We start from the raw sequence: 20930 nt of genomic DNA, 5'->3' as shown, positions 1-20930 counted from the left end.
ATGATCGTTATCCCGAACCGGTCGCCGACGCACCGGATCAATGCGAAACTGGACAATCGACGAGGGAGGACGTCGAATGGACTTCGCCTACGGAATTCTCGGGCAGACTGCGGTGCGGATGCACGGGAAGATGAATGAGCAGTGGGGCCAGCGGCAGACTCGGAATATTCTCGGCGTCCTGCTCACCCGGCCGGGCCAGCGCTTTTCCCAGGACGCCCTCATCTCCTGGCTCTGGGACGACGATCTGCCCGGAAACCCGCAGCACGCCCTGCACAAGGCGGTCTACCGGCTGCGTGAAGCCCTCGCCGAGGCGGACTCGCCCGTCTCGATCCCCCGGTCCGGCGACGGCTATCTGGTTGATCTCGACGAGAAACTCGTGGACGTCGCCGCTTTTCGGAAGAGAATTCGGAAAGCGCATGACGCGGCCCGTTCCGGCGATCATGAAGCGGCGTACGAATCAGCGGAGTCCGCGCTTTCGTTGTGGCGCGACGAACCGCTGGCGGGTCTCCGCACCGAACGCGCGGGCAATTGGCGCGAGGACAAAGTCAAATCCATGTTGCTTCCCGCACGAGAAATCCTGACGAGCCAATTGCTCGCGCTCGGCCGTCCCGACGAAGCCGCGGGCTGGATGCAGGAGCTGGCCCCCGAACACGCCTGCCGGCTGGCTTTCGTCAAGCTCCAGATCCAGATCTACTACGCGCTCGGGCAGTCCGAGCAGGCCCAGGCCCATTTCCTCGACGCCAACCGCCGGTTCCACGACGCCGCCGACGACACCGCCAAGGCCGTGTTGCGCGCCTTCCACGACGAGCTCCGGGGCCGTTACGAGAACCCGCCGCCCGCCGCCCCGGTGCGCCGAGCCGCGCCGCCGTCCCATCCGTTTCCCCGCGATCTCCGCGGGTTCATCAGCCGCGCCGACGCGCTGGAAACGCTGGACCAATGGCTCCGGCCCGGCTCGCCGACGCGCTCGCCCGCGGTCGTGCTCAGCGGTCCGCCCGGCATCGGGAAGACGAGCCTCGCGGTGCACTGGGCGCACCGGGCCGCGGACCGGTTCCCGGACGGCGCGATCTACCTCGACCTGCACGGCTTCGGCCCCGCGCCGCGGCTCGAACCGTCCGACATCGTCGACCAGCTTCTCCAGGAACTCGGCTATCCCGTCGACCACGTCGTGGACGCGACAGCCCGCGCCGCGGTCCTGCGCCAGCAATTGGCCGACCGGTCCGTATTGGTGATCCTCGACGACGCGGAGAACTCCGAACACGTCGACCGGCTGCTGAACGTGCTGTCCGAATGCGCGGTGATCGTCACCTCGCGCCGCCGGCTCGGCGCGCTGACCCGGCGGCACGAACTCGCCGCACTCGGCCTCGACCGCCTCGACGACCACGATTCGCTGGAGCTGTTCGCCCAGCGTCTGCGCGGCCGCGGCGAACGAGAACCCGACGCGGCCCGCCGAATCGCCCACCTCTGCGACGGCCTGCCCCTCGCCTTGACCCTGATCGCCGAGAGCGCCGCGCGCCGTCCGGGCCTGAGTCTCAGCACCATGCTCGAGCAACTGCGAGACCCCGAAATGCTCCTGAGCATCGGCGACGACGGGGACGACCAAAGCCTGCGCGCCGCCTTTTCCTCGTCGTATCACATGCTCGAACCGCCAAGCCAGGCCGTTTTCCGGCTGTTCGGCCACCACCCCGGCGCGGAAATCCACGTCGACACCCTGCTGTCCGCGGCCGGACGCCCCGCCGCGGAGACTCGGCGGGCACTGGAAACCCTGGTCGCACTGCACTTGATCGACCAGCCCGGCGACACGGATCGCTACCGGATCCTCTCTATCTTCCACCGCTACGCGCAGACGCTGAGCACTCAGCACTACGACCCGCAACCGTTGCGGCGCTTGCTGTCCCACTACTGCAGCACGGCGGACAACGCGCACCGGATGGCGCACCCGCACCGCGACCGCCCGCCGCGGCTCGACCCGGCACCGGACATCCGCCCGACACAGTTCGAGACGTCGGCCGCCGCCCACCGCTGGTTCCTGCGCGAACGCACCAACCTCACCGCGCTAGCCGCGCTCGCCGAGCAACACCAGCTCTTCGACTACGCGTGCACGCTTCCGCATCTCATGCACGACACCTTCGTCATCTACGGCTTCTACGACGACGTGACCGCCGGGCTGGCCATCGCGGCCCGGGCCGCGCGAGCGAACAAGGACTCTCACGCGGAAGGGTCGACGCTCAACGATCTGGGGGAGCTGCACCTCACGCTCAGCAACCACAAAGCGGCCGAGGACGCGCTCTCCCGGGCGCTGGAACTGGCCATCGACGACGAATCGCCCGTGGCGAAACTGACCATCAACGTCAATCTCGCTCGGCTCCACCGGCTGACCGGCCGTCACCGGGAAGCGATCGCCCTCTTCCGCAGCTGCATCACGCACGCGCAACGCAACGGCGATCCAGTCCGCGAGGCGAAGGCGGAGCAGTACCTCGGCGAGACCCTCGCCGAACTCGACCAGTACGAAAAGGCACTCCCGCACTACCACCGCGCCCTGCACCTGCGAGGTCTCACCGGCGACGCCTCCGGGCAGGCGGCCACCTACATCACGCTGGCCGAACTCCATCTCGGCCAGGAGGAATTCGCGGTCGCCCACCGGCATTGCCAGCTGGCCCAAGCCCAGATCGCCGGCGACCTCACCGCCGGGATGCGGCTGCGCACCGTACAGGCGCGGCTCGCCGCGGCCGAACGGAACGACCGAGCCGCGCTGCGCTTGTCGCAGGAAGCGGTCGAACTAGCCGGGCGGGCGCACAACGCGACCGGCCAGGCTCGGGCGCTTGAGGCGTTCGCCGAGATTCTCTACGCACGAGGAAATCGCGAGGACTCTGTCGACGCCTGGACTCGCGCCGCCGCCTTCTACCGGGGCCGCGGCCGGGACGCCAAGGCCGACCGCGTCGAGGAGCGGCTGGCCGAGGCCCGGGATCCGCACACGATTCCGCAGGCCAGGGACGGTGAGAGCGACGAGGAAAACACCGTGGCCATGCCTGCTCCGCGACGATCCGTAATCCGCCATCGCTAAAACGGCGGGGGCGCCGAAACGGTTCACTCCGCGGTAGGGCAAACTCATCCATCCGAGGACGTCTGCATTTGCCGACACACTTTGGGTAACCCCTGAAGCTCGTTCGCAGAGTAGCCCGGACGGCCTGGGCACAGCGATATCCATGTTGTGGTGAAATAAATTCATAAATTGCACGAGGAGCGCTAGTTGACCGCCATCGCGTCAGCTCTTATTAGCATCTTGCCAGTGTCGATCATGGCGCTGCACGCCATCAGCGATTGGTGGCGTTGTTGAATAGTCGTTAATACGGGGCTGGCGTTGCGATTAATCTGATTTCCGCAGTCGCAACGCCAGCGCCGGACAAGCCGCAGCCGCCCGTCGTGCCTCGGCCAGCAGCGACGCGGGCACCGCTCCCCCGCGAATGATCGGGTAGCCCCATTCGTCCACAGTGATCAGTTCCGGCAGGACGTCCGCGCACAAACCGTGTGCGCGGCAGGCGATCGGGTCGACCGTCAGGCGGTTCATGCCGCACCTGCCGTGATTCGGCACGAGCCCGCGGCCAGGTGGGCTTGGGCGTCAGAGGCGAAGACTCGCAGAGCGCTCGCGGCAAGGCGGACCGCTCCGTCCGGATGAGCGCACGCGCCTCGTCCGCTGAGCAGCGGGAGGCGGCGGGCCAGGCGGCCGGTCGCGTCCCGGCCGACCAGCAGGTCGGTGAAATCCGCGGCGACAGCGGGGAGTCCGAACATGCACGGACCGCATTGTCGGGCTGATTCGGCGGCCAATCTCAGGAGAATATTCCTCGTCAGCTCCAGGCCGCAGTTTGGTTCCGGGAGCAAGTGCAGGGAGGACAAGCCCGGCTCGCGGCCGAGCGGCACCGGGTCGGCGAGGGAGCGCGGCATCCAGGTACCGCCGTAGCCGCCGATCAGGACTGCTTGTGCGGTAACGGATCCGCCGGCGCGGGCGAGGATCGCGGAAACGGGTGTGTCTGCCGGGACCTCCAGGACACCGGGACGGGCGACGGCTCCGGTGACGGTGACCAGGTCAGTGTGGACAGAACGATAACGGTCCGCGCCGATTCTGGCGACCATCGCGAAGCGGGCCAAGGTTTCGACATTCTGCACGAGCGTCGGGCGGCCACGCAGGCCGCGTTCGGTCGGGCGTGGGAATTTGCCGGTCGGGCGGGCGTCGCCGGTGCCCAGGAAATGCACCAGCGCGGTTTCTTCGCTGGCAACGTATCGAGGCGGTACTGCGACCAGCTTCACCGGCACGGCATCGCGACGTTCGGCCAAAGCGGCCAGGACGCTCCGGTTCTCTTCGTGCAGACAGAGAAAAGCCTCGGTCGCGCCGACTGCGCGAGCGGCGACCTGAATGCCGTCCAGCACTAGGTGTGGCGCGAGTTCAAGCAGGGCACGGTCCTTGCTGCTGAACGGATCGCTCTCGCAGCCGTTGGCGACCACAATGGACCGTCCAGGTGCGACGGAGCGCAGTTTCGCCGCGGCGGGGAAGCCCGCGCCGCCTCGGCCGCGGATGCCGGCGGCGTCGATTTCGTGGATCAGCGCGTCGCGATCCAGGGCAGGGAGTCCACCGTGGACAGACACATGGGCGGCAAGGTTGTTCCGGTGCAAGGGAAGCACGTTCACCTCCGAAGTGGAGAGAGGCGACGAGCCTCGGTGTCGGGACTGGTACTGCCGAACCGCACGCTCGCGGCGGCCAGTACGGCGAGCAGGCACGCGATGTCAAGAGCAATGAGCAGCGGACGTGCGCTGTCGGACGCCACGAGACCGATGCTGTGCACGAACGCGACCGGCCAGCACAGGTAAGCCAGCCAGTGCACCGCACGCCACAACCGCGGCGGGATACGGGTCCTCAGTAGACTCGTGACGACGATGGCGAGCAGCAAGTCCACCGCTACCGCACCGAACCCGATCCCGATCGGTGCATAACCCGAAACGAACGGAACGACGACGGCGAGCCAGCTGAGGTCCACGTAGCCGTCGACGACCGCGAAGACGATGTGTGCGGCCAAAAACACGAGACTGGCCAGGGCGAGGTTCCGATGCAGGTCCGCGAGCGCGAAGCGGGGCCACCGCCGCGTCGCGAACCTTCCCGAATTCAGGAGGCCGAGAACCACGACGGCCGTCGAGAACACCAGCGAGACAATTCCGGTGCCACGGCTGAAATACCAGAGCGCGGAACTCACGACGCACGCTCCCGGCGATCCCCCGGCCACCCCGCCGTCGTCCGGATCGCACCGCGCGAACTCACCAGCCGCGCGGGCAATCCGCGCGACCCGAGCCAGTCCAGCGCGGCTACGCCCAGCACGACCGAAGCGGTGCTCGCCGTGTTGGCGTCCACACAGGACTTCGCCGCCACCGATACCGTCCGCCAGCATGGATCCGCCGATTCGCCCGTGCGCGGGTCGACGATGTGGTGCACCGCGCGGCCGCCGCGGCGCCACGTTCGCCGGGCTACCCCGGACGTCGCCAGGCCGCCGCTGGTGAGCGTGATCGTCGTGTCGGCGTGGGCAACCGCGTCGCGGTGGTCGTCGCCGATCGCCACTTGCCAGCCGCCCGCCGGAGCCGGACCGGCGACAGCGAGGTCGCCGCCGAGGTTCACCAGCACGCCGCAGCCGGTGCGCCCGGCGATCTCGGTGGCAGCCTGGTCCGCGGCCAGCGCTTTCGCGGTCGCGCCGAGGTCCAGCATTACGCCGCGCGGCACCACGACAGTCCGCCTGGCCGGTTCGAACAGCACCCAATGCGATCCCGGCGCGGGAATCGGGGCCGCGGCGGGTCCGTCGGTGATCTCGGCGAAGTCCCGGTCGTAGCCGAGCGCGGCCATCGAACCGCCGACCGTCGGATCGACCAGTCCGCCGCTCAGCCACGAAGCCCGCAAGGCCGCCGACAACGCGTCGGCCAGCAGCGGGCTCACCTCCACTTCCCGGCCCGCGGCACGATGGAGTGCCGAAATCTCCGAATCCGTACGGAATCGGCTGCATGCCCGATCCAGTTCGGCGAGCCGCGTCCGCAGCAACGCGGTCGCCGGGCCGAGCGCGGCCTCCTCGGTGACGAGCACCCGCGCGGTCGTGCCCAGCGCGGGAAACGCGGCCGAATACGGCCCGGTCACGACGCACCCGATCCCGTGTGCGCGTGACCGGAACCGGATCCCGGGTCCTGCGCGGGCGCCTGCAACTGGTCTTGGCCGGTAGTACTCGATCCGGTGCCGCTGTCGCTCGAGGATGATCCAGTCCCGCTGGTGGACGTAGAGCCAGCCGCCGTCAGCCCGTATCCGATGCCGCCGGCCGCCGCGACTCCGAGCACGGCCGCGACCGCCGTGACGAACGCGGTCCGGTGCCGGACGCGTGCCCGTTCCTCTTGCCGTCTCCTGATGTCCGGGTCCATGCCGGGTGTCCTCTCCGGTGGTGGGAACACCCAGTCTCAGCCGCGAATCTATGAGTCCGCTGGGAGCGACCTGTCAGTTTGCTTCCAGTCACTACACTCCGTGCATGGGCACGGTCCTCGCGTGGGCGACGCTGGCGGTGTGGACCGGACTCGCGTTGTGCCACAGCTGGTTCTGGCGCACCGACCAACGGCTTCCCCCGCTGGTCCGGCCGGAGATCTGGCCGTCAGTAGCCATCGTGATCCCCGCCCGCGACGAAGCCGGGCTGCTCCCGGAAACCCTGCCCACGCTGCTCCGCCAGACCTATCCCGGAGACGCCCGCGTCATCCTCGTAGACGACGGCAGCAGCGACGGCACCTCTGGCGTCGCCCGCGCCTTGGCTGTCCCCAATGGACTCCCGCTCACCGTCACGAGTCCCGGCGAACCACCGGAGGGCTGGACCGGGAAACTCTGGGCCGTCGCGCACGGTGTCCGCGAAGCAGGAGACGTCGACTTCCTTCTGCTGACGGACGCTGACATCGCACACGACCCGGGCTCGCTCGAGACTCTCGTCGCCGCTTCCGCCAGCGGCCGGGACCTGGTATCCCAAATGGCCGTCCTGCGTACCGCGACGTTCTGGGAACGGCTGATCGTGCCCGCTTTCGTCTACTTCTTCGCGATGCTCTACCCCTTCCGCCGCGTGAACTCCGCCCGCTGGCGCACCGCTGCCGCCGCCGGCGGGTGCGTCCTGGTCCGCCGTTCAGCGCTCGAACGCGCCGGCGGAATCGGCACCATCCGCGGCGCAGTGATCGACGACGTCGCACTCGCCCGCGCGGTCACGTCCGCAGGCGGCCGGATTTGGCTGGGTTACGCGTCGAAGGTCCGAAACGTCCGCCCGTATCCGCGGCTCGCGGACCTGTGGCAGATGGTGGCCCGCAGCGCCTACACCCAGCTCCGGCATTCACCGCTGCTGCTGGCTGGGACCGTCGTCGGCATGATCGCCGTCTTCCTCGCCCCGCCGGTGCTCGCCCTGACCGGCTCGTGGCAGGCCGCCGCGGCGTGGCTCCTGATGGCGGCGACGTTCGTCCCGGTCGCCCGGTATTACCGGCAGCCTTTGGTAGCGGGGCTGTTGCTGCCGTTCACTGCTGGGCTGTACACGCTGATGACACTGGACTCGGCGCGTCGCCGGACTGGGTGGAAGGGCCGCACGTACTGAAGTAACGAAGCTCAGCAGCAGGCTGTCCGCTGGCGAGCTGGACGCGCGAGAGCGAGTTCACACCACCCGGGGATGCACGTTCATACATCGTCGTGCATAATCATTCCTATGTCCAAGGTGCTCACTTCCCTTCCCGTCGGCGAGCGGGTCGGCATCGCGTTCTCCGGCGGCCTCGACACGTCCGTGGCGGTGGCGTGGATGCGCGACAAGGGTGCGGTTCCGTGCACCTACACCGCCGACATCGGCCAGTACGACGAACCCGACATCGCGTCCGTCCCCGGCCGCGCGCACGCCTACGGGGCGGAGCTCGCGCGGCTGGTCGACTGCAAGGAAGCCCTCGTCGAGGAGGGGCTCGCCGCGCTGACCTGCGGGGCCTTCCACATCCGCACCGGCGGCCGGGCCTACTTCAACACCACTCCGCTCGGCCGCGCGGTCACCGGCACCCTGCTGGTGCGCGCGATGCTGGAGGACGACGTCCAGATCTGGGGCGACGGCTCCACCTACAAGGGCAACGACATCGAGCGGTTCTACCGCTACGGCCTGCTGGCCAACCCGGGCCTGCGGATCTACAAGCCGTGGCTCGACGCGGCGTTCGTCGGCGAGCTCGGCGGCCGCAAGGAGATGTCCGAGTGGCTGCAGGCGCACGACCTGCCCTACCGCGACAGCACCGAGAAGGCCTACTCCACCGACGCCAACATCTGGGGCGCCACGCACGAGGCGAAATCCCTTGAGCACCTCGACACCGGCATCGAAATCGTCGAGCCGATCATGGGCGTGCGGTTCTGGGACCCGGCGGTCGAGATCGCGCCCGAGGACGTCACCATCGGCTTCGAGCAGGGCCGTCCGGTGAGCATCAACGGCAAGGAGTTCGGCACCGCGGTCGAGCTGGTCCTGGAGGCCAACGCGATCGGCGGGCGGCACGGGCTCGGCATGTCCGACCAGATCGAGAACCGGATCATCGAGGCCAAGAGCCGCGGCATCTACGAGGCCCCGGGCATGGCGCTGCTGCACGCGGCGTACGAGCGGCTGGTCAACGCGGTGCACAACGAGGACACCATCGCCAGCTACCACAACGAGGGCCGCCGCCTCGGCAGGCTGATGTACGAGGGCCGCTGGCTGGACCCGCAGGCGATGATGCTGCGCGAATCGCTGCAGCGCTGGGTCGGCACCGCGATCACCGGCGAGGTCACGCTGCGGCTGCGGCGCGGCGAGGACTACTCGATCCTCGACACGTCCGGCCCGGCGTTCAGCTACCACCCGGACAAGCTGTCGATGGAGCGCACCGAGGACTCCGCGTTCGGCCCGGTCGACCGGATCGGCCAGCTGACCATGCGAAACCTCGACATCGCCGACTCGCGCGCGAAGCTGGAGCAGTACGCGAGCCTCGGCATGGTCGGCGGCACCTCGCATCCGAAGCTGATCGGAGCCGCGCAGGCGGCCGCGACCGGCCTGATCGGCGCGATGCCCGAGGGCGGGGCCGAGACGATCGCGTCCCGCGGCCGGGCCGACGACGTCGAACTGCTCGACCGCGCCGCGATGGAATCCGGCACCGACTGAGCTTTTTCCCCCGAATGCCCGCGCCGGAACACCGGCGCGGGCATTCTCTATACCAGCAGCCAGACCCCGCTAACGTCTCTATATTCCGGCGGAGCCTCCCGGCTAACGTGGCGGCGTGACCCCGATTTTTCAGCTGTCCGCCGACCACGTCACGGCCGAGGCAGCGCTCGACCCGATCGCCGCGACCCTGGACGGCGTGACCACCGACGCGACCGCGCTCACCGACCTCACCCCGGACGGTTTCGCGGCCCGAGCCGACCTGGCCCGGCGCACGCTCGCCTCGCTCGCGACGCTGAGTCCCGAGTCCCGCGCGGACCGGATCGCGTCCGCGCATCTGCGCGACAGCCTCGAGGCCGAGCTGGCCTGGCACGAGCTGGACGAGCCGTTCCGCCAGGTACAGGCGCATTTCGGCACGCTGAGTTCGATCGCCGATTCGGTCCGGCTGCTGCCGCGCCGCGACGCGGACGACTGGCACGTCCTCGCGGTCCGGATGTCCGGCGTCGAAACAATGCTGTCCGGCTGGCAGAAAACGCTGCAGGCCGGTCTCGACCGCGGGCTGCGCGCGGCCCGTCGGCAGGCGCTGGAAACGGCGGCTCAGGCCGAGCGGTACGCCGGTGTCCACAATGTACTCGTCGAGGAGTACGGCGACGGGCCGCAGGCCGGCGAACTGCGTGCCGGAGCCGACGCCGCCCATCGCGGTTACGCGGCGCTCGCCCGGTTCCTGCGCGAGGATTACGCCCCGCACGCCACCGAAACCGACGGCGTCGGCGCGGAACGCTACGCCGTCGCGGCTCGGCTTTCCCTTGGCGCGGACCTTGATCTCGCCGAGGCCTATGAATGGGGCTGGGCGGAACTTCAGCGCATCGAAACGGAAATCGCCGCCGAGGTCGCGAAAATCCAGCCCGGCGCGAGCGTGGCGGAAGTCCTCGCGCTGCTGGACGAAGAGTGCGCGGTCGACGGCGAAGAGTCCTATTTGGACTGGCTGCGGCAGGCACACGACCGCGCGCTGGACGCGGCAGGCCAGCACTTCGACATCCCGGAACCGTTGCGCGCCTTGGACGTCGTGCTCGCGTACGGCTCCGCGTCGGGTTCGCCGTACTACACCGGCCCCGCCGAAGACGGCACCCGTCCCGGCCGCACGTGGTGGCCGCTGGGCGGACGGAAACGCTTCGCGACCTGGTCCGAGCTGACGACGGTGTTCCACGAAGGCGTGCCCGGACACCACCTGCAGATCGGCGTCGCGGGCCTGGCCGGGGACTCGGTGAGCCGTTACGCGCGCGTCCACTCAGTGAGCGGCCACGCGGAAGGCTGGGCACTGTACGCCGAACGCCTCGCCGACGAACTGGGCTGGTTCTCCGAGCGCGGCACCCGGCTCGGCATGCTCGCCGGCTCCGCGCTCCGGGCCGCGCGCGTCGTGATCGACCTCGGCTCGCACCTCGATCTGCCGCTGCCGGACGGTTCCCGCTGGGACTTCGACACCGCCTGCCGGTTCCTGCACGAACGCGGGCTGGCCGCGGAACACCGGGTACACGCCGAAATCGTGCGCTACCTCGGCTGGCCGGGCCAGGCGATCTCGTACAAGATCGGCGAACGCGCGTGGCTGCGGGCGCGCGCCGAAGCCGCCGCCAAACCCGGGTTCACGTTGCGCCAGTGGCACCACGACGTGCTGGCCGTCGGACCGGTCGGGCTCGCGGCGCTGCAGGACTCGCTGCGTTAGACCCTCGTGAGTGCCTGCACCGGTTAGAACCGGCGCGAACACTCACGAGCTAGCCCTTGGCTTCGCACTCCGCGCACATCCCCCACCACGTGACCTCGGCCTGGTCCACCCGGAAACCGGGCACCGGACCGGGTTCGAGGCACGGCGCGGCTCCGATCGCGCACGGCACGTCCTGGATCCGGCCGCAGCCGCGGCAGACCAGGTGGTGGTGGTTGTCGTGGGTTTCGAGTTCGAACCGCGCCGGCGAGCCCGCCGGCTCGAGCGGACGCAGCAGCCGGGCGCCGACGAGGTCGTCGAGCACGTTGTAAAGGCCCTGCCTGGACAACGCGCCGACGGCCCCGTCGGCGTCGAGCACCGTCGCGATCTCCGCGGCCGTGACGTGCGGGGTCCGCGCGACCGCGGCCAGCACCGCACGCCGCTGCGGCGTGTTGCGCAGGCCTTTGTCGCGCAGGCGCGCCCCGAACTCGTCCATGGCCCGGATGGTACCCCCAGACTTGACCGAATCAATTCTGGCGTGCAGTGGCTCACAGTCCCAGAGTTGACCCGATCTTACATTTGACTGGATCAACTTTGCGGACTACAAAGGAAGCGTGCTCACGACCTCCGCACCCCTCCCGTCCAGCGCCGACGCCGGCACCCGGCTCCGGCGCGCCGGCCTGCGCGTGACGACCGCCCGGCAGGTCGTGCTGGAAGTGCTGGCCGAAAACCCGCACGTGACCGTCGCGGAGCTGCTGCCGCTGGTCCGCGAACGGCTGTCGATGGCGTCCACGAGAGGCGTTCACGACGTGCTGACCACCGGGGTCGCCGCCGGTCTCGTCCACCGCTTCGACCACGTCGGCGTCGCGCAACGCTACGAGCTGTCCGGCTTCGACCACCGGCATCTGCTGTGCCGTCAATGCGGCCGGCTGGAGGCAATCGACGGCGCGCCAACGGAATCCGCCGAAGAAGTGGAGTCCGGCCTGTGCTCGCGGTGCGCCTCGGCCGAGTAGAGCTCAGCGGAACGCGGCGAGGTTGCGAGCCGCCCAATCGGCGAACGAACGCGGTGCGCGGCCGAGAACCCGCTCCACGTCCGGGCTGATGCGCAGTTCGGCCGCGTTCGGGGAGCTGAGGATGTCCAGCGTGTCGTCGGCGAGTTCGCCCGGCACGCTCTGGATCATGGCCGCTTTGGCCTCGGCGCGGGTCAGCTCCTGGAACCGCACCGGCTTGCCGAGCGCGGCGGCCAGCACCTCGGCTTGCTGCCGCGGCGTGATCACCTCCGGCCCGGTCAGCTCGTACACGCCGCCGACGTGCCGGTCGTCCACCAGGCACGCGGCCGCGACCTCGCCGATGTCCGCGGGGTCGACGATCGGCACCCCGGTGTCACCGAACGGCGCGGCGACAATTCCCCGCGTGCGAACGGATTCCGCCCACCCCAGCGCGTTGGAGTCGAACCCGCCGGGCCGCAGAATGGCCCAGTCGAGGCCGGACTCCCGCAGCACGTCCTCCAGCTCGCGCATCGCGATCCGTGTCGTGCCGAACGGCCTGGTCGCCACGCCCAGCGACGACAGCAGAACCACTCGGCGAACCCCGGCGTCCGCAGCCTTCGCGATGAGGTCGGCCGGGTTGGCGCCGACGGCGTGCAAATCGCCGGACAGCAAGAGGAACAACGCTTTCGCGCCGGCCAGCGCGGGTTCGAGACTGGCCGGATCAGCCAGATCCGCCACGACATGGCGGGCGCCGTCCGGCACCTGCGCGGCCCGCCGCGACACCGCCGTCACCTGCTCGCCCGCGTCGATCAGCGCTCGTACCAACGGCCTGCCGATGTTTCCGGTCGCCCCGGTCACCACAATCATGAATCGCTCCTTCGGTAGGCGACCGACGCTAGGCCGACCTGCTTACTCTTCGTAAGGACATACCTTTGGGTAAGCTCGATACGTGACAGGAAGCGCGCAGTTCACCCCGGCCGTCTCGCAGCCGCGCTATGAGGTGTTTCACACCGACTGCCCCGCGCGGGCCGTGATCGACCACGTGACCAGCCGGTGGGGCATCTGGATCCTCATCTCGTTGCGGGACAAGGAACTCCGGTTCTACGAACTGCGCGAGAGCATCCGGGGCATCAGCGAAAAGATGCTCGCGCAGTCCCTGCGCGCCCTGGTCGAGGACGGCCTCGTCTGGCGCCACGTCGAGCCGACCACGCCGCCTCAGGTCACCTACGGGCTCACCGAGTTCGGCCAGGAGGTCCGCGAACCGCTGGACGATCTTTTCGACCGGATCACCCAGCGGATGGACCCGCGCTAGCCCAAACGCCCTGGTCAGACCGCACATTACCGCAGAGGTAATTTACATACAGACTGCATGTATGTATCTTCGCCAGCATGAACGCACACGAGGAACTCGGCACCGCCCGGCACGTCAACCTCCCCCAAGGCGAACTCCGCTACTTCGAACGCGGCCGCGGCCGCCCAGTCGTTTTCGTCCACGGCGTACTCACCAATGCCCTCCTCTGGCGGAAGGTCACCCCCGCCGTCGCGGACGCCGGTTTCCGTTGCCTGGCACCAGATCTTCCGCTGGGCGCCCACTCGGTCCCGATGCGCTCGGACGCCGACCTCAGCGCCCCCGGCCTCGCCACCCTCCTCGGCGACTTCCTGACCGCGCTCGACCTGGAAGACGTCATCCTGGTCGCCAACGACACCGGCGGCGCCATCACGCAACTGCTGCTCGCGCGGTACCCGGAACGAGTCGGGCGGGTCGTGCTGACGCCGTCGGACAGCTTCGAGTACTTCTTCCCGCCGATCTTCCAGCCGCTGCCGGCCATCGCCCGCGTCCCCGGCTCGATGGTGCTGCTGGGCCAACTCCTGCGAATCAAGGCGCTGTACCGGCTGCCGCTGCTGTTCGGCTGGGTCACGAAGCGCCCGCTGCCGCCGGACATCGCGCAGGAGTACCTGGGAAAGCTGCGGAAATCCCCTGGCCTGCGAAGGGATCTGCGCAAGTTCCTGCGCACCGTCGACTCAAGCCACACCCTGGCCGCGGCCGAAAAACTGCGCCAGTTCAAGCGTCCGGTACTGCTCGTGTGGCCACCCGAGGAGAAGCTGTTCCCGATCAGCCTCGCCCACCGCCTGGCGGAGGTCTTGCCGGACGCGGAAATCGTCGAGGTGCCGGACTCGTACACCTTCGTCTCCGAGGATCAGCCGGACGCTCTGGCCGGTCACATCACGCGCTTCGCCGCCGCCATGGCAGATTAGGTGCGTGCGACGTACCCAGCAAGAACGCTCCGACGCGACGCGAGCCGCACTGATCAAGGCCGCCCGCGACCTCTTCGGCGCGCGCGGCTACCACGACGTGCCCGCCGAAGAAATCACTCGCACAGCCGGCGTCACGCGAGGCGCGCTCTACCACCACTTCGGCGACAAACAGGGCCTGTTCCGGGCCGTCGTCGAAGTGCTGGAACGGGAGCTGACCGCCGAGGTCTCGGAAGTCCTCGATTCCGCGGCGGACCCGCTTTCCGGGCTTTCTTCCGCGCTGGGAGTGTTCCTGGACGCCTGCCTGCGCCCCGACGTCCGGCGAATCTCCCTGACGGATGCCCCGGCCGTACTGGGCTGGGATGCCTGGCGGGACCTGGAAGCCGAGTACGGCCTTGGCCTGGTCGCGGAAAACCTGGCGGCCGCACGGGAGGCCGGGTTGATTGTGGACACGCCGGTGGATGCTTTGGCGCAGTTGGTGCTGGCCGCGGTGATGGAGGCGGCGCGGATGATCGCGCACGCCGACGACCCGGGAAGGGTGCGGGGGGATGTGCAGCAGGTGTTTTCGGGGTGGTTGAGCGGGTTGTTGCTTCCTAGGTGAGGAGCCGGGCTGTGTAGCCGTGCGCTATCAGGCTCTCGAACGCTCGCTCAACCTTTTTCGGAACATCTTGGGGTATCGCGAATCCTTGCTGGGCGTAGACGCTGATCCGCTGTGTGTCGCCGACGAGCATGGAGATGACCCGGTCTACGTCGCCGATGCCTTGGATGTACTCGTCCAGCGGCAGCGGCTGGGAGGCGCACAGGACTTCGACCTCGGGCCAGAGCTTCTTACACGTCGCGTAAGCGCGGCGTTGTTGGTAGGGGCGCGAGATCAGTGTTACCGATCTGGCCTGGATCCCCTGTGCTTTCAACAACTCTCGGCTTCTCGCGATGTTGTCGCCGGTGTTTCGGGCCGTTGGCTCGACCAGGATCGCGCCATCGGGAATGCCTAGCTGCAATGCGTGTTCTCGGTAGTGCACCGCTTCGCCACGCGGGAATCGCTCTACGGTTGTCGGTGCGTTGGCTCCGGTGAAGACGATCTTCGGGAAGTAGCCCTGCTGGTACAGCTTCGCGGTGTGGGTAGCGACGCCGAGATCGTGGCTCCCCAGCCCGATCCCGACGTCCGTGGGGCGGAGTTCGTGGTGCAGGTCGTGGTAGTCCCATAGCGTTTGGACCTCAGCGCGGAGATGCTCTGAGAGGGTGGTCGCGCGCTCGGGCATGCGAGGACTCCGTGGTCAGTCGGGGATCTTGAACGTATAGGACCAGGAGAACCGGTTCGCCGGCGAGGAGCTCCAGCGTCTCGATCTCGTCGGGCGTGGGCATGCGTGAGCAGACAGTCTCGCTGATCGTGTCCGGCTCGAGGCCCTGCAACGTGAGGACCAGGAAGCCACCGCCACGACCGGCTGGTCCCGGAGTGTCGTCGACGAGACGGGTGCCCTCGACATCTTCCGGCCGGTAGTAACTGGAGAGGGTGTGCGTCGGGCGCCCCGCGTCCTTGACCAGACGCGCACGCTCGTAGACAGGCGAGCCGACGCTGAGGGCTTTTCACCCCACGAACGCGCGGAGGTACCGAACTGTCGCGGACTATGACCGCTGACACCATCACGAGGCCCTCGACTGGGCAGGCCACGAAGAGCGCACGGCCGCAAGGCTTGCCCCCCGTCCAAGGAGAACCAGAGCGAACCGAATTAGCCCACAACAGACTTCGACATCCCGGCTGTCCGAGAGCGGCCAGCACTCAAAACCGGATCGACTTCTGGTTCATGAACTCCTCAATCCCGGACGGCCCCAGCTCCCGCCCCATCCCCGAGCGCTTGATCCCGCCGAACGGCAAATCCGCCTGCGACCCGCCGGATTTGTTGAAATACACCATCCCCGCCTCAAGCCGGTCCGCCGCTCGGCGCAACCGCGCCGGATCCGTGCCGAATACCGCCGCGCCCAGGCCGAACGGCGAGTCATTGGCGATCTCAACAGCATGATCATCCGAATCAGCCCGGAACAAGATCGCGACCGGCCCGAAGATCTCCTCCCGATAAGCGTCCATCTCCGGCGTGACATCAGTCAGGACAGTCGCTTCCAGATACGCGCCCTCGCCACGACGCCCACCGGTCCGCAGCGTCGCGCCCTGGTCAACCGCGCGAGCCACCTGACCAGCGACCTCGTCAGCGGCAGCGACGGAAGCCAGCGGAGGCAACTTCACCGAAGGATCAGCCGGATCCCCCGGGACGTAATAGTCCGCGACCCGTTTAGTGAAGCGGTCCACGAATTCCGCATAAAGGTCAGACTGGACAATAATCCGCTTTGGCGCATTACAGGACTGTCCACAGTTCCGCATCCGCGCGGTCGCCACAGCTTGAACCGTTTCGTCCAAATCCGCAGTGTCGAGCACCAGCAACGGATCCGCCCCGCCCAGTTCCAGGACGCATCGCTTCAGATTTCGGCCCGCCTCGGCTGCCACCGAAATACCCGCCTGCTCACTGCCAGTCAGGGAAACGCCCTGGATGCGCGGGTCAGCAAGAATCGCCGGAACCTGACGACTCGAGGCGAAGACGTTCACGTACGCATCGTCCGGAACGCCTGCTTCGTGCAGAATCGCCTCGATCGCCAGCGCGGAACGCGGGCAGATCGACGCGTGCTTGAGCAGGATCGTGTTCCCCAGCACCAGATTCGGCGCGACAAACCGGGCCACCTGGTAGCACGGGAAGTTCCACGGCATCACGCCCAGCAACGCGCCGATCGGTTCCTTGCGGATGACCGCGGACCCGCCGCGGATCGGGAGCGGCTCGTCGGCGATCAGGTCCGGGCCGCGCTCCGCGTAGTAGCGGAAGATGTCCACGACGATCCCGACCTCGCCGCGGCCCTCGTTGACGCGCTTGCCCATCTCCAACGTCATGATGGCGGCCAGCTCGTCCGCGCGCTGCGAGAACAGGTCCGCGGCGCGGGCGACGATCGCTGCTCGTTCCGCCACCGGACGGTCTCGCCAGCTGCGATATCCGTGGCCGACACGCTCGATCGCCGCGCGAACCTCCGCGTCGCTCGCGTTCTCGATTTCCTCGATCAGCTGGCCCGTTACCGGGTCGGTCACCGTGTACATCGCGGTCTCCCTGCGGTCGGCATCCTCGGCGACATCCTATTGCATACAGTATCCCGTGTATAGATAACGCAGGGTAGCTGATCCTTGACCGAGTGCGGGCGGACAGGTATGGTCTAGACCACAAATCTCCCCACCCCCTCCGCCCGCGCTCCACCCCACCGCGGGCTCGTCGGTCGTGCCGTGGCTCGTCCGGCCGCCCTCCGGCGCGGGAGCGGGCCCGGCTTCGAAGGAGCCACCATGCCCCGCAAACGCACGATGCTCGCCGCACTCGGCGGCGCGGTCCTCGCTCCGGTGCTGATGCTGATCGGCCCCGGCATCGCCAGCGCGCACGGCTACGTCAACTCCCCGCCGAGCAGGCAGGCCCAATGCGCGGACGGAACAGTGTCCTGCGGCGACATCAAGTGGGAACCGCAGAGCGTCGAAGGTCCCAAGGGCCTGCAGAGCTGCAGCGGCGGCAACGACCGGTTCTCCGACCTCGACGACGACAGCAAGGGCTGGAAGGTCACCCAGGTCGGCACCCAGGTCACCTTCACCTGGGTGTTCACCGCGCGGCACCGCACCAGCGACTACGAGTACTTCATCGGCGGCACCCAGGTCGCGAGCTTCAGCGGCAACGACCAGGCCCCGCCGGAAACCGTGTCGCACCAGGTCGACCTGAGCGGCTACACCGGACAGCAGAAGGTGCTCGCGGTGTGGAACATCGCCGACACCGGCAACGCGTTCTACGCCTGCATCGACTTGAACGTTTCCTGACCGCGCGAAAGGCGGGGCAGCCGGGGGGGGGAATCTCCGCTCCGGCTGCCCGGCCATCAGGCGAACGCCTCGGCGACCGCGAGGCTGTCTTCGTAAACGTGATACCGCGTGATCAATCCGCCGGCGACGGTCAAACACACCGCGAAGCTCGTCGCGAAACGTTTGCCAGTCAGCTTGACCGTTTGCGCGCTGGTCCCGACGAGCACCGCGTCCGGGCCGTCGATCATGATTCGGTCGACCCGAACTTCTTCGGGGGCACAAGCACTTCCGAGCGTCCGGAAGTGGTCCGCGACGTCCGCCCGCGAGGAGCGGGGGCGGATCCACGGCACCGCGGGATGCTTCGGTTCCGGCCAGCTCACCCACCAGTCGACCGGTTCCGCGAAAAGCTCCGCGATCCGGTCCGGGTCGCCTTGCCCGACCCGGCGCGCTAATTCGTCCGCCGTCGCCCGGGCGTCCGGGAACGCGGGACGCGGCGGTTCGGCGAACTGGCAGTCACGCAGGATACGGCCGTCCTCGCCGAGTTCTGCCACGACGAAGCCGGTCCAAGCGACCTCGCCGCCCGCCGCGGGGACCATGTAGGTGCTGAACCGGACCATGCCGTGATGGCCCACCGCGTCTCCGGCGGGCCGGAACACAAATCCCGCCCCGCCAACGAATTCTTCGAAAGCCTCACCGACCCGGCGCTCGAGCGCCTGATGGCCCCGATACTCCGCGGACTCGATGAACTGCACCCCGTCCTCGGCCCACAACGACTCGATCGCCGCGCGCCGGGTGGCCGGGTCGGGTTCGTTCCACACTGCGACATACCGGTCGGCGAACGCGCCGGCGTCAATCTCGTGATCCATGCCCGGACGCTAACCGCGCTCCACTGACATCCTGTGTCAGCGAAACGAGGTCTCCGCACTCTTCTTGCCGACCAGGAACCACAGCACCGGCCCGATGAACGGCGCGCAGAACGCGAAGATCACCCACACGAACTTCATCCCGCCGCCGAGCGGACTGCCGAGCACGCTCACCAGCGCGCCGAGGAACAACAGGACCGGAAACGCCACCAGCGCCATCATCCCGGCGACAGCGGCGAAGTGCAGGCCTTGATGGACAGTGTCGGCCAGGACGACGGTCATCAGAGGTTTCCTCTCTCACAGCGGGCTGAAGCCCATTGTGCGAGCGGAACCGCCTGCCCCGGATCGGCTTGACGGCTCGATCCGGGTACCGCTTAAGTCGTACGCGCGTCCACTATGGACGCTGTGGACGTCAGGCTCCGAACAGTTCGAGCAGGGCCGCCGGTGCGTCAGCGCGGAAGCAGCTTTCGAGACTTGCCGCCGACTCCGTCGCCGATTTCCTGCTGCGCGGGAACAATGCGGCCTCGTACTCGGCGAGCGCGCGTTCGACGTCGTCCGGGTGCCGGGCAAGGGCGAGCCCCAACTCGGCACCGTCGAGCATGGCGAGGTTCGCGCCCTCTCCGGCGAACGGCGACATCAGGTGCGCGGCGTCGCCGACCAGCGTGACGCCAGGCACCCGCGCCCACGAATGCTCGACGGGGAGCGCGTGGATCAGCCGCGGGATCAGGTCGCCGTCCGCGTCCGTGACCAGGGCGCGGAGCTGGTCGGACCAGCCGTCGAAGTGGCTCAGCACAGCGGCCTTGGCGGCGTCGTGATCGGTGAAGTCAATGGAGGCGGTCCAGGTTTCCGGGACGCGCACGGCGGCGTAGACGTGGAGGCTGCCGTCCGGTTCGCGGTGCGCGAGAAAGCCTTTGTCCTCGCCGAGCGCGAAGCTCATACCTCCGCCGAGGAGAGCTGCCGCCTCCGGGTGCTTGGTGTCGGCATCGAGGAGGTCGATCTCGACGAAGGAGATGCCGGTGTAGGCCGGTTTTTCCGGCGAGACCAGCGGACGGATCCGAGACCAGGCGCCGTCGGCTCCGATGAGCACGTCCGTGGTGAGCGAAGTGCCGTCGGCGAGGGTGAGGCGATGCCCTCCGCCAGGCAGCGGCTCCGCGGCGATGACCTTCGTGCCCCAGCGGACGGTGCCTTCCGGCAGCGAGTTGAGGAGGAGGTCGCGCAGGGCTCCACGGTCGATCTCCGGACGCCCGCCGCTGCCGTCGTCCGCCTCGGAGAACAGAAGGGCGGCGGCGCGGTCGTAGACGCGGGTTTCCTGGCCGCCGGAGTGAACCAGGGCGCGGAATTCGGCGTGCAGGCCGGCGGCGTGGAGGGCGACCTGGCCGGAGTCGTCGTGGATGTCGAGCATGCCGCCCTGCGCGCGGGCGGACGGAGAGGCGTCGAGGTCGAGAACGGTCGCTTCGATGCCGTGGACGTGCAGGACGCGGGCGAGGCTGAGACCGCCGAGGCCGGCGCCGACGATGGTGATGGTCATGAGGTGCTCCGTTTCTTTCGTGGGTGGCTTGATGCGAGCATAACGAACATGTTCGTTACGAACAAGTTCGTTGCCGAGTGACGCCGGTCAACCTTCGCTTGGATGCCCGGGCGCCCAAGCCTCGCTGGGATGGTTAAGTCAAGGACGGCGGCGTACCCGACCGTGCGGCGAACGCACAACGATTCACCAGACAGCGCAACCTGATCGAGGTTCAGCCGTCGCCGGCTACTCGAGCCGACCAAGCGGTCACTCGATTGGTGGCGATCCAGATCACCTTATGGGGCCGGAACATTCGCGCGGTTCGAGCGTTGTACAGGGTGTCGGTACGGAGGTGCCCCCGGGCCTCACCTTCTGCCTTCCAGGAATACCGGTTCGGCCGGAGCCTGGTCGTGCCACTCGCCGCGAGGCGGCCCCCGTACCGGCGCACAAACCACCCGCTCCGCGCGACTGCTCCCCCCAGGCGCGGAACGGGATCCGGTGCTCCTGCTCCCGCCGGCCGGTAACCCCCAGCCGGTCCGGTCGGCGAGCGGGAGCACACCCCCGGACGCGGG

At 68.4% G+C, this 20930-nt stretch carries 20 protein-coding genes; 9 read left to right on the top strand and 11 right to left on the bottom strand.

Translation table 11 applies throughout. From position 1 onward, the window contains the following. The first annotated feature begins 76 nt into the window (after positions 1-76). A complete protein-coding gene (locus ABD156_RS14600; RefSeq protein ID WP_344272227.1) occupies positions 77-3061 on the top strand; it encodes an AfsR/SARP family transcriptional regulator in 2985 nt (994 codons plus the stop codon). A 303-nt stretch (positions 3062-3364) separates the two neighbouring features. Here the strand turns inward: ABD156_RS14600 and ABD156_RS14595 are convergent, their stop codons facing one another. The 4 genes from ABD156_RS14595 to ABD156_RS14580 are packed head-to-tail and all read right to left on the bottom strand — an operon-like array spanning position 3365 to position 6163. Further along, positions 3365-3565, bottom strand: coding sequence for a ferredoxin (locus ABD156_RS14595; protein ID WP_344272224.1), 201 nt, complete (start codon positions 3563-3565; stop codon positions 3365-3367). Continuing rightward, positions 3562-4680, bottom strand: coding sequence for an NADH-ubiquinone oxidoreductase-F iron-sulfur binding region domain-containing protein (locus ABD156_RS14590; RefSeq protein WP_344272221.1), 1119 nt, complete (start codon positions 4678-4680; stop codon positions 3562-3564). Before ABD156_RS14590 ends, ABD156_RS14595 begins: the two co-directional genes overlap by 4 nt. After that, positions 4677-5240 (bottom strand): ferric reductase-like transmembrane domain-containing protein, encoded by a 564-nt coding sequence (locus ABD156_RS14585; RefSeq protein WP_344272218.1) that lies wholly within the window; start codon positions 5238-5240, stop codon positions 4677-4679. The genes ABD156_RS14590 and ABD156_RS14585 overlap by 4 nt, the downstream gene beginning before the upstream one ends. Continuing rightward, complete coding sequence (locus ABD156_RS14580) at positions 5237-6163, bottom strand: FAD:protein FMN transferase (protein WP_344272215.1); 927 nt, start codon at positions 6161-6163, stop codon at positions 5237-5239. The genes ABD156_RS14585 and ABD156_RS14580 overlap by 4 nt, the downstream gene beginning before the upstream one ends. Before the next feature lie 379 nt (positions 6164-6542). Between ABD156_RS14580 and ABD156_RS14575 the strand changes: the two genes are divergently transcribed. From ABD156_RS14575 to ABD156_RS14565, 3 genes are all read left to right on the top strand, one after another. Then, a complete protein-coding gene (locus ABD156_RS14575) occupies positions 6543-7631 on the top strand; it encodes a glycosyltransferase (RefSeq protein WP_344272212.1) in 1089 nt (362 codons plus the stop codon). A gap of 108 nt (positions 7632-7739) precedes the next feature. Next, positions 7740-9188: an argininosuccinate synthase gene (gene argG, locus ABD156_RS14570; RefSeq protein WP_344272209.1), complete on the top strand. Its 1449-nt coding sequence runs from the start codon at positions 7740-7742 to the stop codon at positions 9186-9188. A 115-nt stretch (positions 9189-9303) separates the two neighbouring features. Continuing rightward, positions 9304-10905, top strand: coding sequence for a DUF885 domain-containing protein (locus ABD156_RS14565; protein ID WP_344272206.1), 1602 nt, complete (start codon positions 9304-9306; stop codon positions 10903-10905). A 49-nt stretch (positions 10906-10954) separates the two neighbouring features. On the opposite strand, the gene ABD156_RS14560 is transcribed toward ABD156_RS14565, so the two are convergent. After that, entirely contained in the window at positions 10955-11377 is a 423-nt protein-coding gene (locus ABD156_RS14560; protein ID WP_344272203.1) for a Fur family transcriptional regulator, read from the bottom strand. A gap of 118 nt (positions 11378-11495) precedes the next feature. On the opposite strand from ABD156_RS14560, the gene ABD156_RS14555 reads away from it, so the two are divergent. After that, the gene (locus ABD156_RS14555) at positions 11496-11894 is read left to right on the top strand and encodes a Fur family transcriptional regulator (RefSeq protein WP_344272200.1); all 399 of its coding nucleotides are present in this window, start codon (positions 11496-11498) and stop codon (positions 11892-11894) included. Between the two features lie 3 nt (positions 11895-11897). Here the strand turns inward: ABD156_RS14555 and ABD156_RS14550 are convergent, their stop codons facing one another. After that, positions 11898-12737 carry an SDR family oxidoreductase gene (locus ABD156_RS14550; protein ID WP_344272197.1) on the bottom strand — a complete coding sequence of 280 codons (840 nt, stop codon included), beginning with the start codon at positions 12735-12737 and terminating at the stop codon, positions 11898-11900. A gap of 82 nt (positions 12738-12819) precedes the next feature. On the opposite strand from ABD156_RS14550, the gene ABD156_RS14545 reads away from it, so the two are divergent. From ABD156_RS14545 to ABD156_RS14535, 3 genes are all read left to right on the top strand, one after another. Further along, positions 12820-13182, top strand: a complete 363-nt coding sequence (locus ABD156_RS14545) for a winged helix-turn-helix transcriptional regulator (protein ID WP_344272194.1) — start codon at positions 12820-12822, stop codon at positions 13180-13182. Positions 13183-13259: 77 nt separating this feature from the next. Then, complete coding sequence (locus ABD156_RS14540; protein WP_344272191.1) at positions 13260-14126, top strand: alpha/beta fold hydrolase; 867 nt, start codon at positions 13260-13262, stop codon at positions 14124-14126. 4 nt (positions 14127-14130) lie between these two features. Further along, the gene (locus tag ABD156_RS14535; RefSeq protein WP_344272188.1) at positions 14131-14724 is read left to right on the top strand and encodes a TetR/AcrR family transcriptional regulator; all 594 of its coding nucleotides are present in this window, start codon (positions 14131-14133) and stop codon (positions 14722-14724) included. On the opposite strand, the gene ABD156_RS14530 is transcribed toward ABD156_RS14535, so the two are convergent. Both ABD156_RS14530 and ABD156_RS14525 read right to left on the bottom strand, forming a co-directional pair. Further along, positions 14717-15382, bottom strand: a complete 666-nt coding sequence (locus ABD156_RS14530; protein WP_344272185.1) for a YdcF family protein — start codon at positions 15380-15382, stop codon at positions 14717-14719. The genes ABD156_RS14535 and ABD156_RS14530 overlap by 8 nt on opposite strands. Before the next feature lie 518 nt (positions 15383-15900). Next, positions 15901-17256: an NAD-dependent succinate-semialdehyde dehydrogenase gene (locus tag ABD156_RS14525; protein ID WP_344272182.1), complete on the bottom strand. Its 1356-nt coding sequence runs from the start codon at positions 17254-17256 to the stop codon at positions 15901-15903. Between the two features lie 237 nt (positions 17257-17493). On the opposite strand from ABD156_RS14525, the gene ABD156_RS14520 reads away from it, so the two are divergent. Beyond that, the gene (locus ABD156_RS14520; RefSeq protein WP_344272179.1) at positions 17494-18009 is read left to right on the top strand and encodes a lytic polysaccharide monooxygenase auxiliary activity family 9 protein; all 516 of its coding nucleotides are present in this window, start codon (positions 17494-17496) and stop codon (positions 18007-18009) included. 56 nt (positions 18010-18065) lie between these two features. On the opposite strand, the gene ABD156_RS14515 is transcribed toward ABD156_RS14520, so the two are convergent. The 3 genes from ABD156_RS14515 to ABD156_RS14505 form a co-directional block, all read right to left on the bottom strand. After that, a complete protein-coding gene (locus tag ABD156_RS14515) occupies positions 18066-18854 on the bottom strand; it encodes a nuclear transport factor 2 family protein (protein ID WP_344272176.1) in 789 nt (262 codons plus the stop codon). 36 nt (positions 18855-18890) lie between these two features. Further along, positions 18891-19133 (bottom strand): PLDc N-terminal domain-containing protein, encoded by a 243-nt coding sequence (locus ABD156_RS14510; protein ID WP_344272173.1) that lies wholly within the window; start codon positions 19131-19133, stop codon positions 18891-18893. A gap of 130 nt (positions 19134-19263) precedes the next feature. Further along, positions 19264-20379, bottom strand: a complete 1116-nt coding sequence (locus ABD156_RS14505; protein WP_344272170.1) for an FAD-dependent oxidoreductase — start codon at positions 20377-20379, stop codon at positions 19264-19266. Positions 20380-20930 lie beyond the last annotated feature (551 nt).

Origin of the sequence: Amycolatopsis albidoflavus, from assembly GCF_039525725.1 — a bacterium.
GTDB classification, from domain to species: Bacteria; Actinomycetota; Actinomycetes; order Mycobacteriales; family Pseudonocardiaceae; genus Amycolatopsis; species Amycolatopsis albidoflava.
This window is presented reverse-complemented; position numbering and strand designations above follow the sequence as displayed.

Bases quoted from the DNA above. Each gene is read 5' to 3' on its own strand.
- ABD156_RS14540 (WP_344272191.1), top strand. From the start codon at position 13,260: ATGAACGCACACGAGGAACTCGGCACCGCCCGGCACGTCAACCTCCCC.
- ABD156_RS14560 (WP_344272203.1), bottom strand. From the start codon at position 11,377: ATGGACGAGTTCGGGGCGCGCCTGCGCGACAAAGGCCTGCGCAACACG.
- ABD156_RS14505 (WP_344272170.1), bottom strand. From the start codon at position 20,379: ATGACCATCACCATCGTCGGCGCCGGCCTCGGCGGTCTCAGCCTCGCC.
- ABD156_RS14550 (WP_344272197.1), bottom strand. From the start codon at position 12,737: ATGATTGTGGTGACCGGGGCGACCGGAAACATCGGCAGGCCGTTGGTA.
- ABD156_RS14510 (WP_344272173.1), bottom strand. From the start codon at position 19,133: ATGACCGTCGTCCTGGCCGACACTGTCCATCAAGGCCTGCACTTCGCC.
- ABD156_RS14520 (WP_344272179.1), top strand. From the start codon at position 17,494: ATGCCCCGCAAACGCACGATGCTCGCCGCACTCGGCGGCGCGGTCCTC.
- argG (WP_344272209.1), top strand. From the start codon at position 7,740: ATGTCCAAGGTGCTCACTTCCCTTCCCGTCGGCGAGCGGGTCGGCATC.
- ABD156_RS14600 (WP_344272227.1), top strand. From the start codon at position 77: ATGGACTTCGCCTACGGAATTCTCGGGCAGACTGCGGTGCGGATGCAC.
- ABD156_RS14575 (WP_344272212.1), top strand. From the start codon at position 6,543: ATGGGCACGGTCCTCGCGTGGGCGACGCTGGCGGTGTGGACCGGACTC.
- ABD156_RS14525 (WP_344272182.1), bottom strand. From the start codon at position 17,256: ATGTACACGGTGACCGACCCGGTAACGGGCCAGCTGATCGAGGAAATC.
- ABD156_RS14515 (WP_344272176.1), bottom strand. From the start codon at position 18,854: ATGGATCACGAGATTGACGCCGGCGCGTTCGCCGACCGGTATGTCGCA.
- ABD156_RS14595 (WP_344272224.1), bottom strand. From the start codon at position 3,565: ATGAACCGCCTGACGGTCGACCCGATCGCCTGCCGCGCACACGGTTTG.
- ABD156_RS14530 (WP_344272185.1), bottom strand. From the start codon at position 15,382: ATGCCCGAGCGCGCGACCACCCTCTCAGAGCATCTCCGCGCTGAGGTC.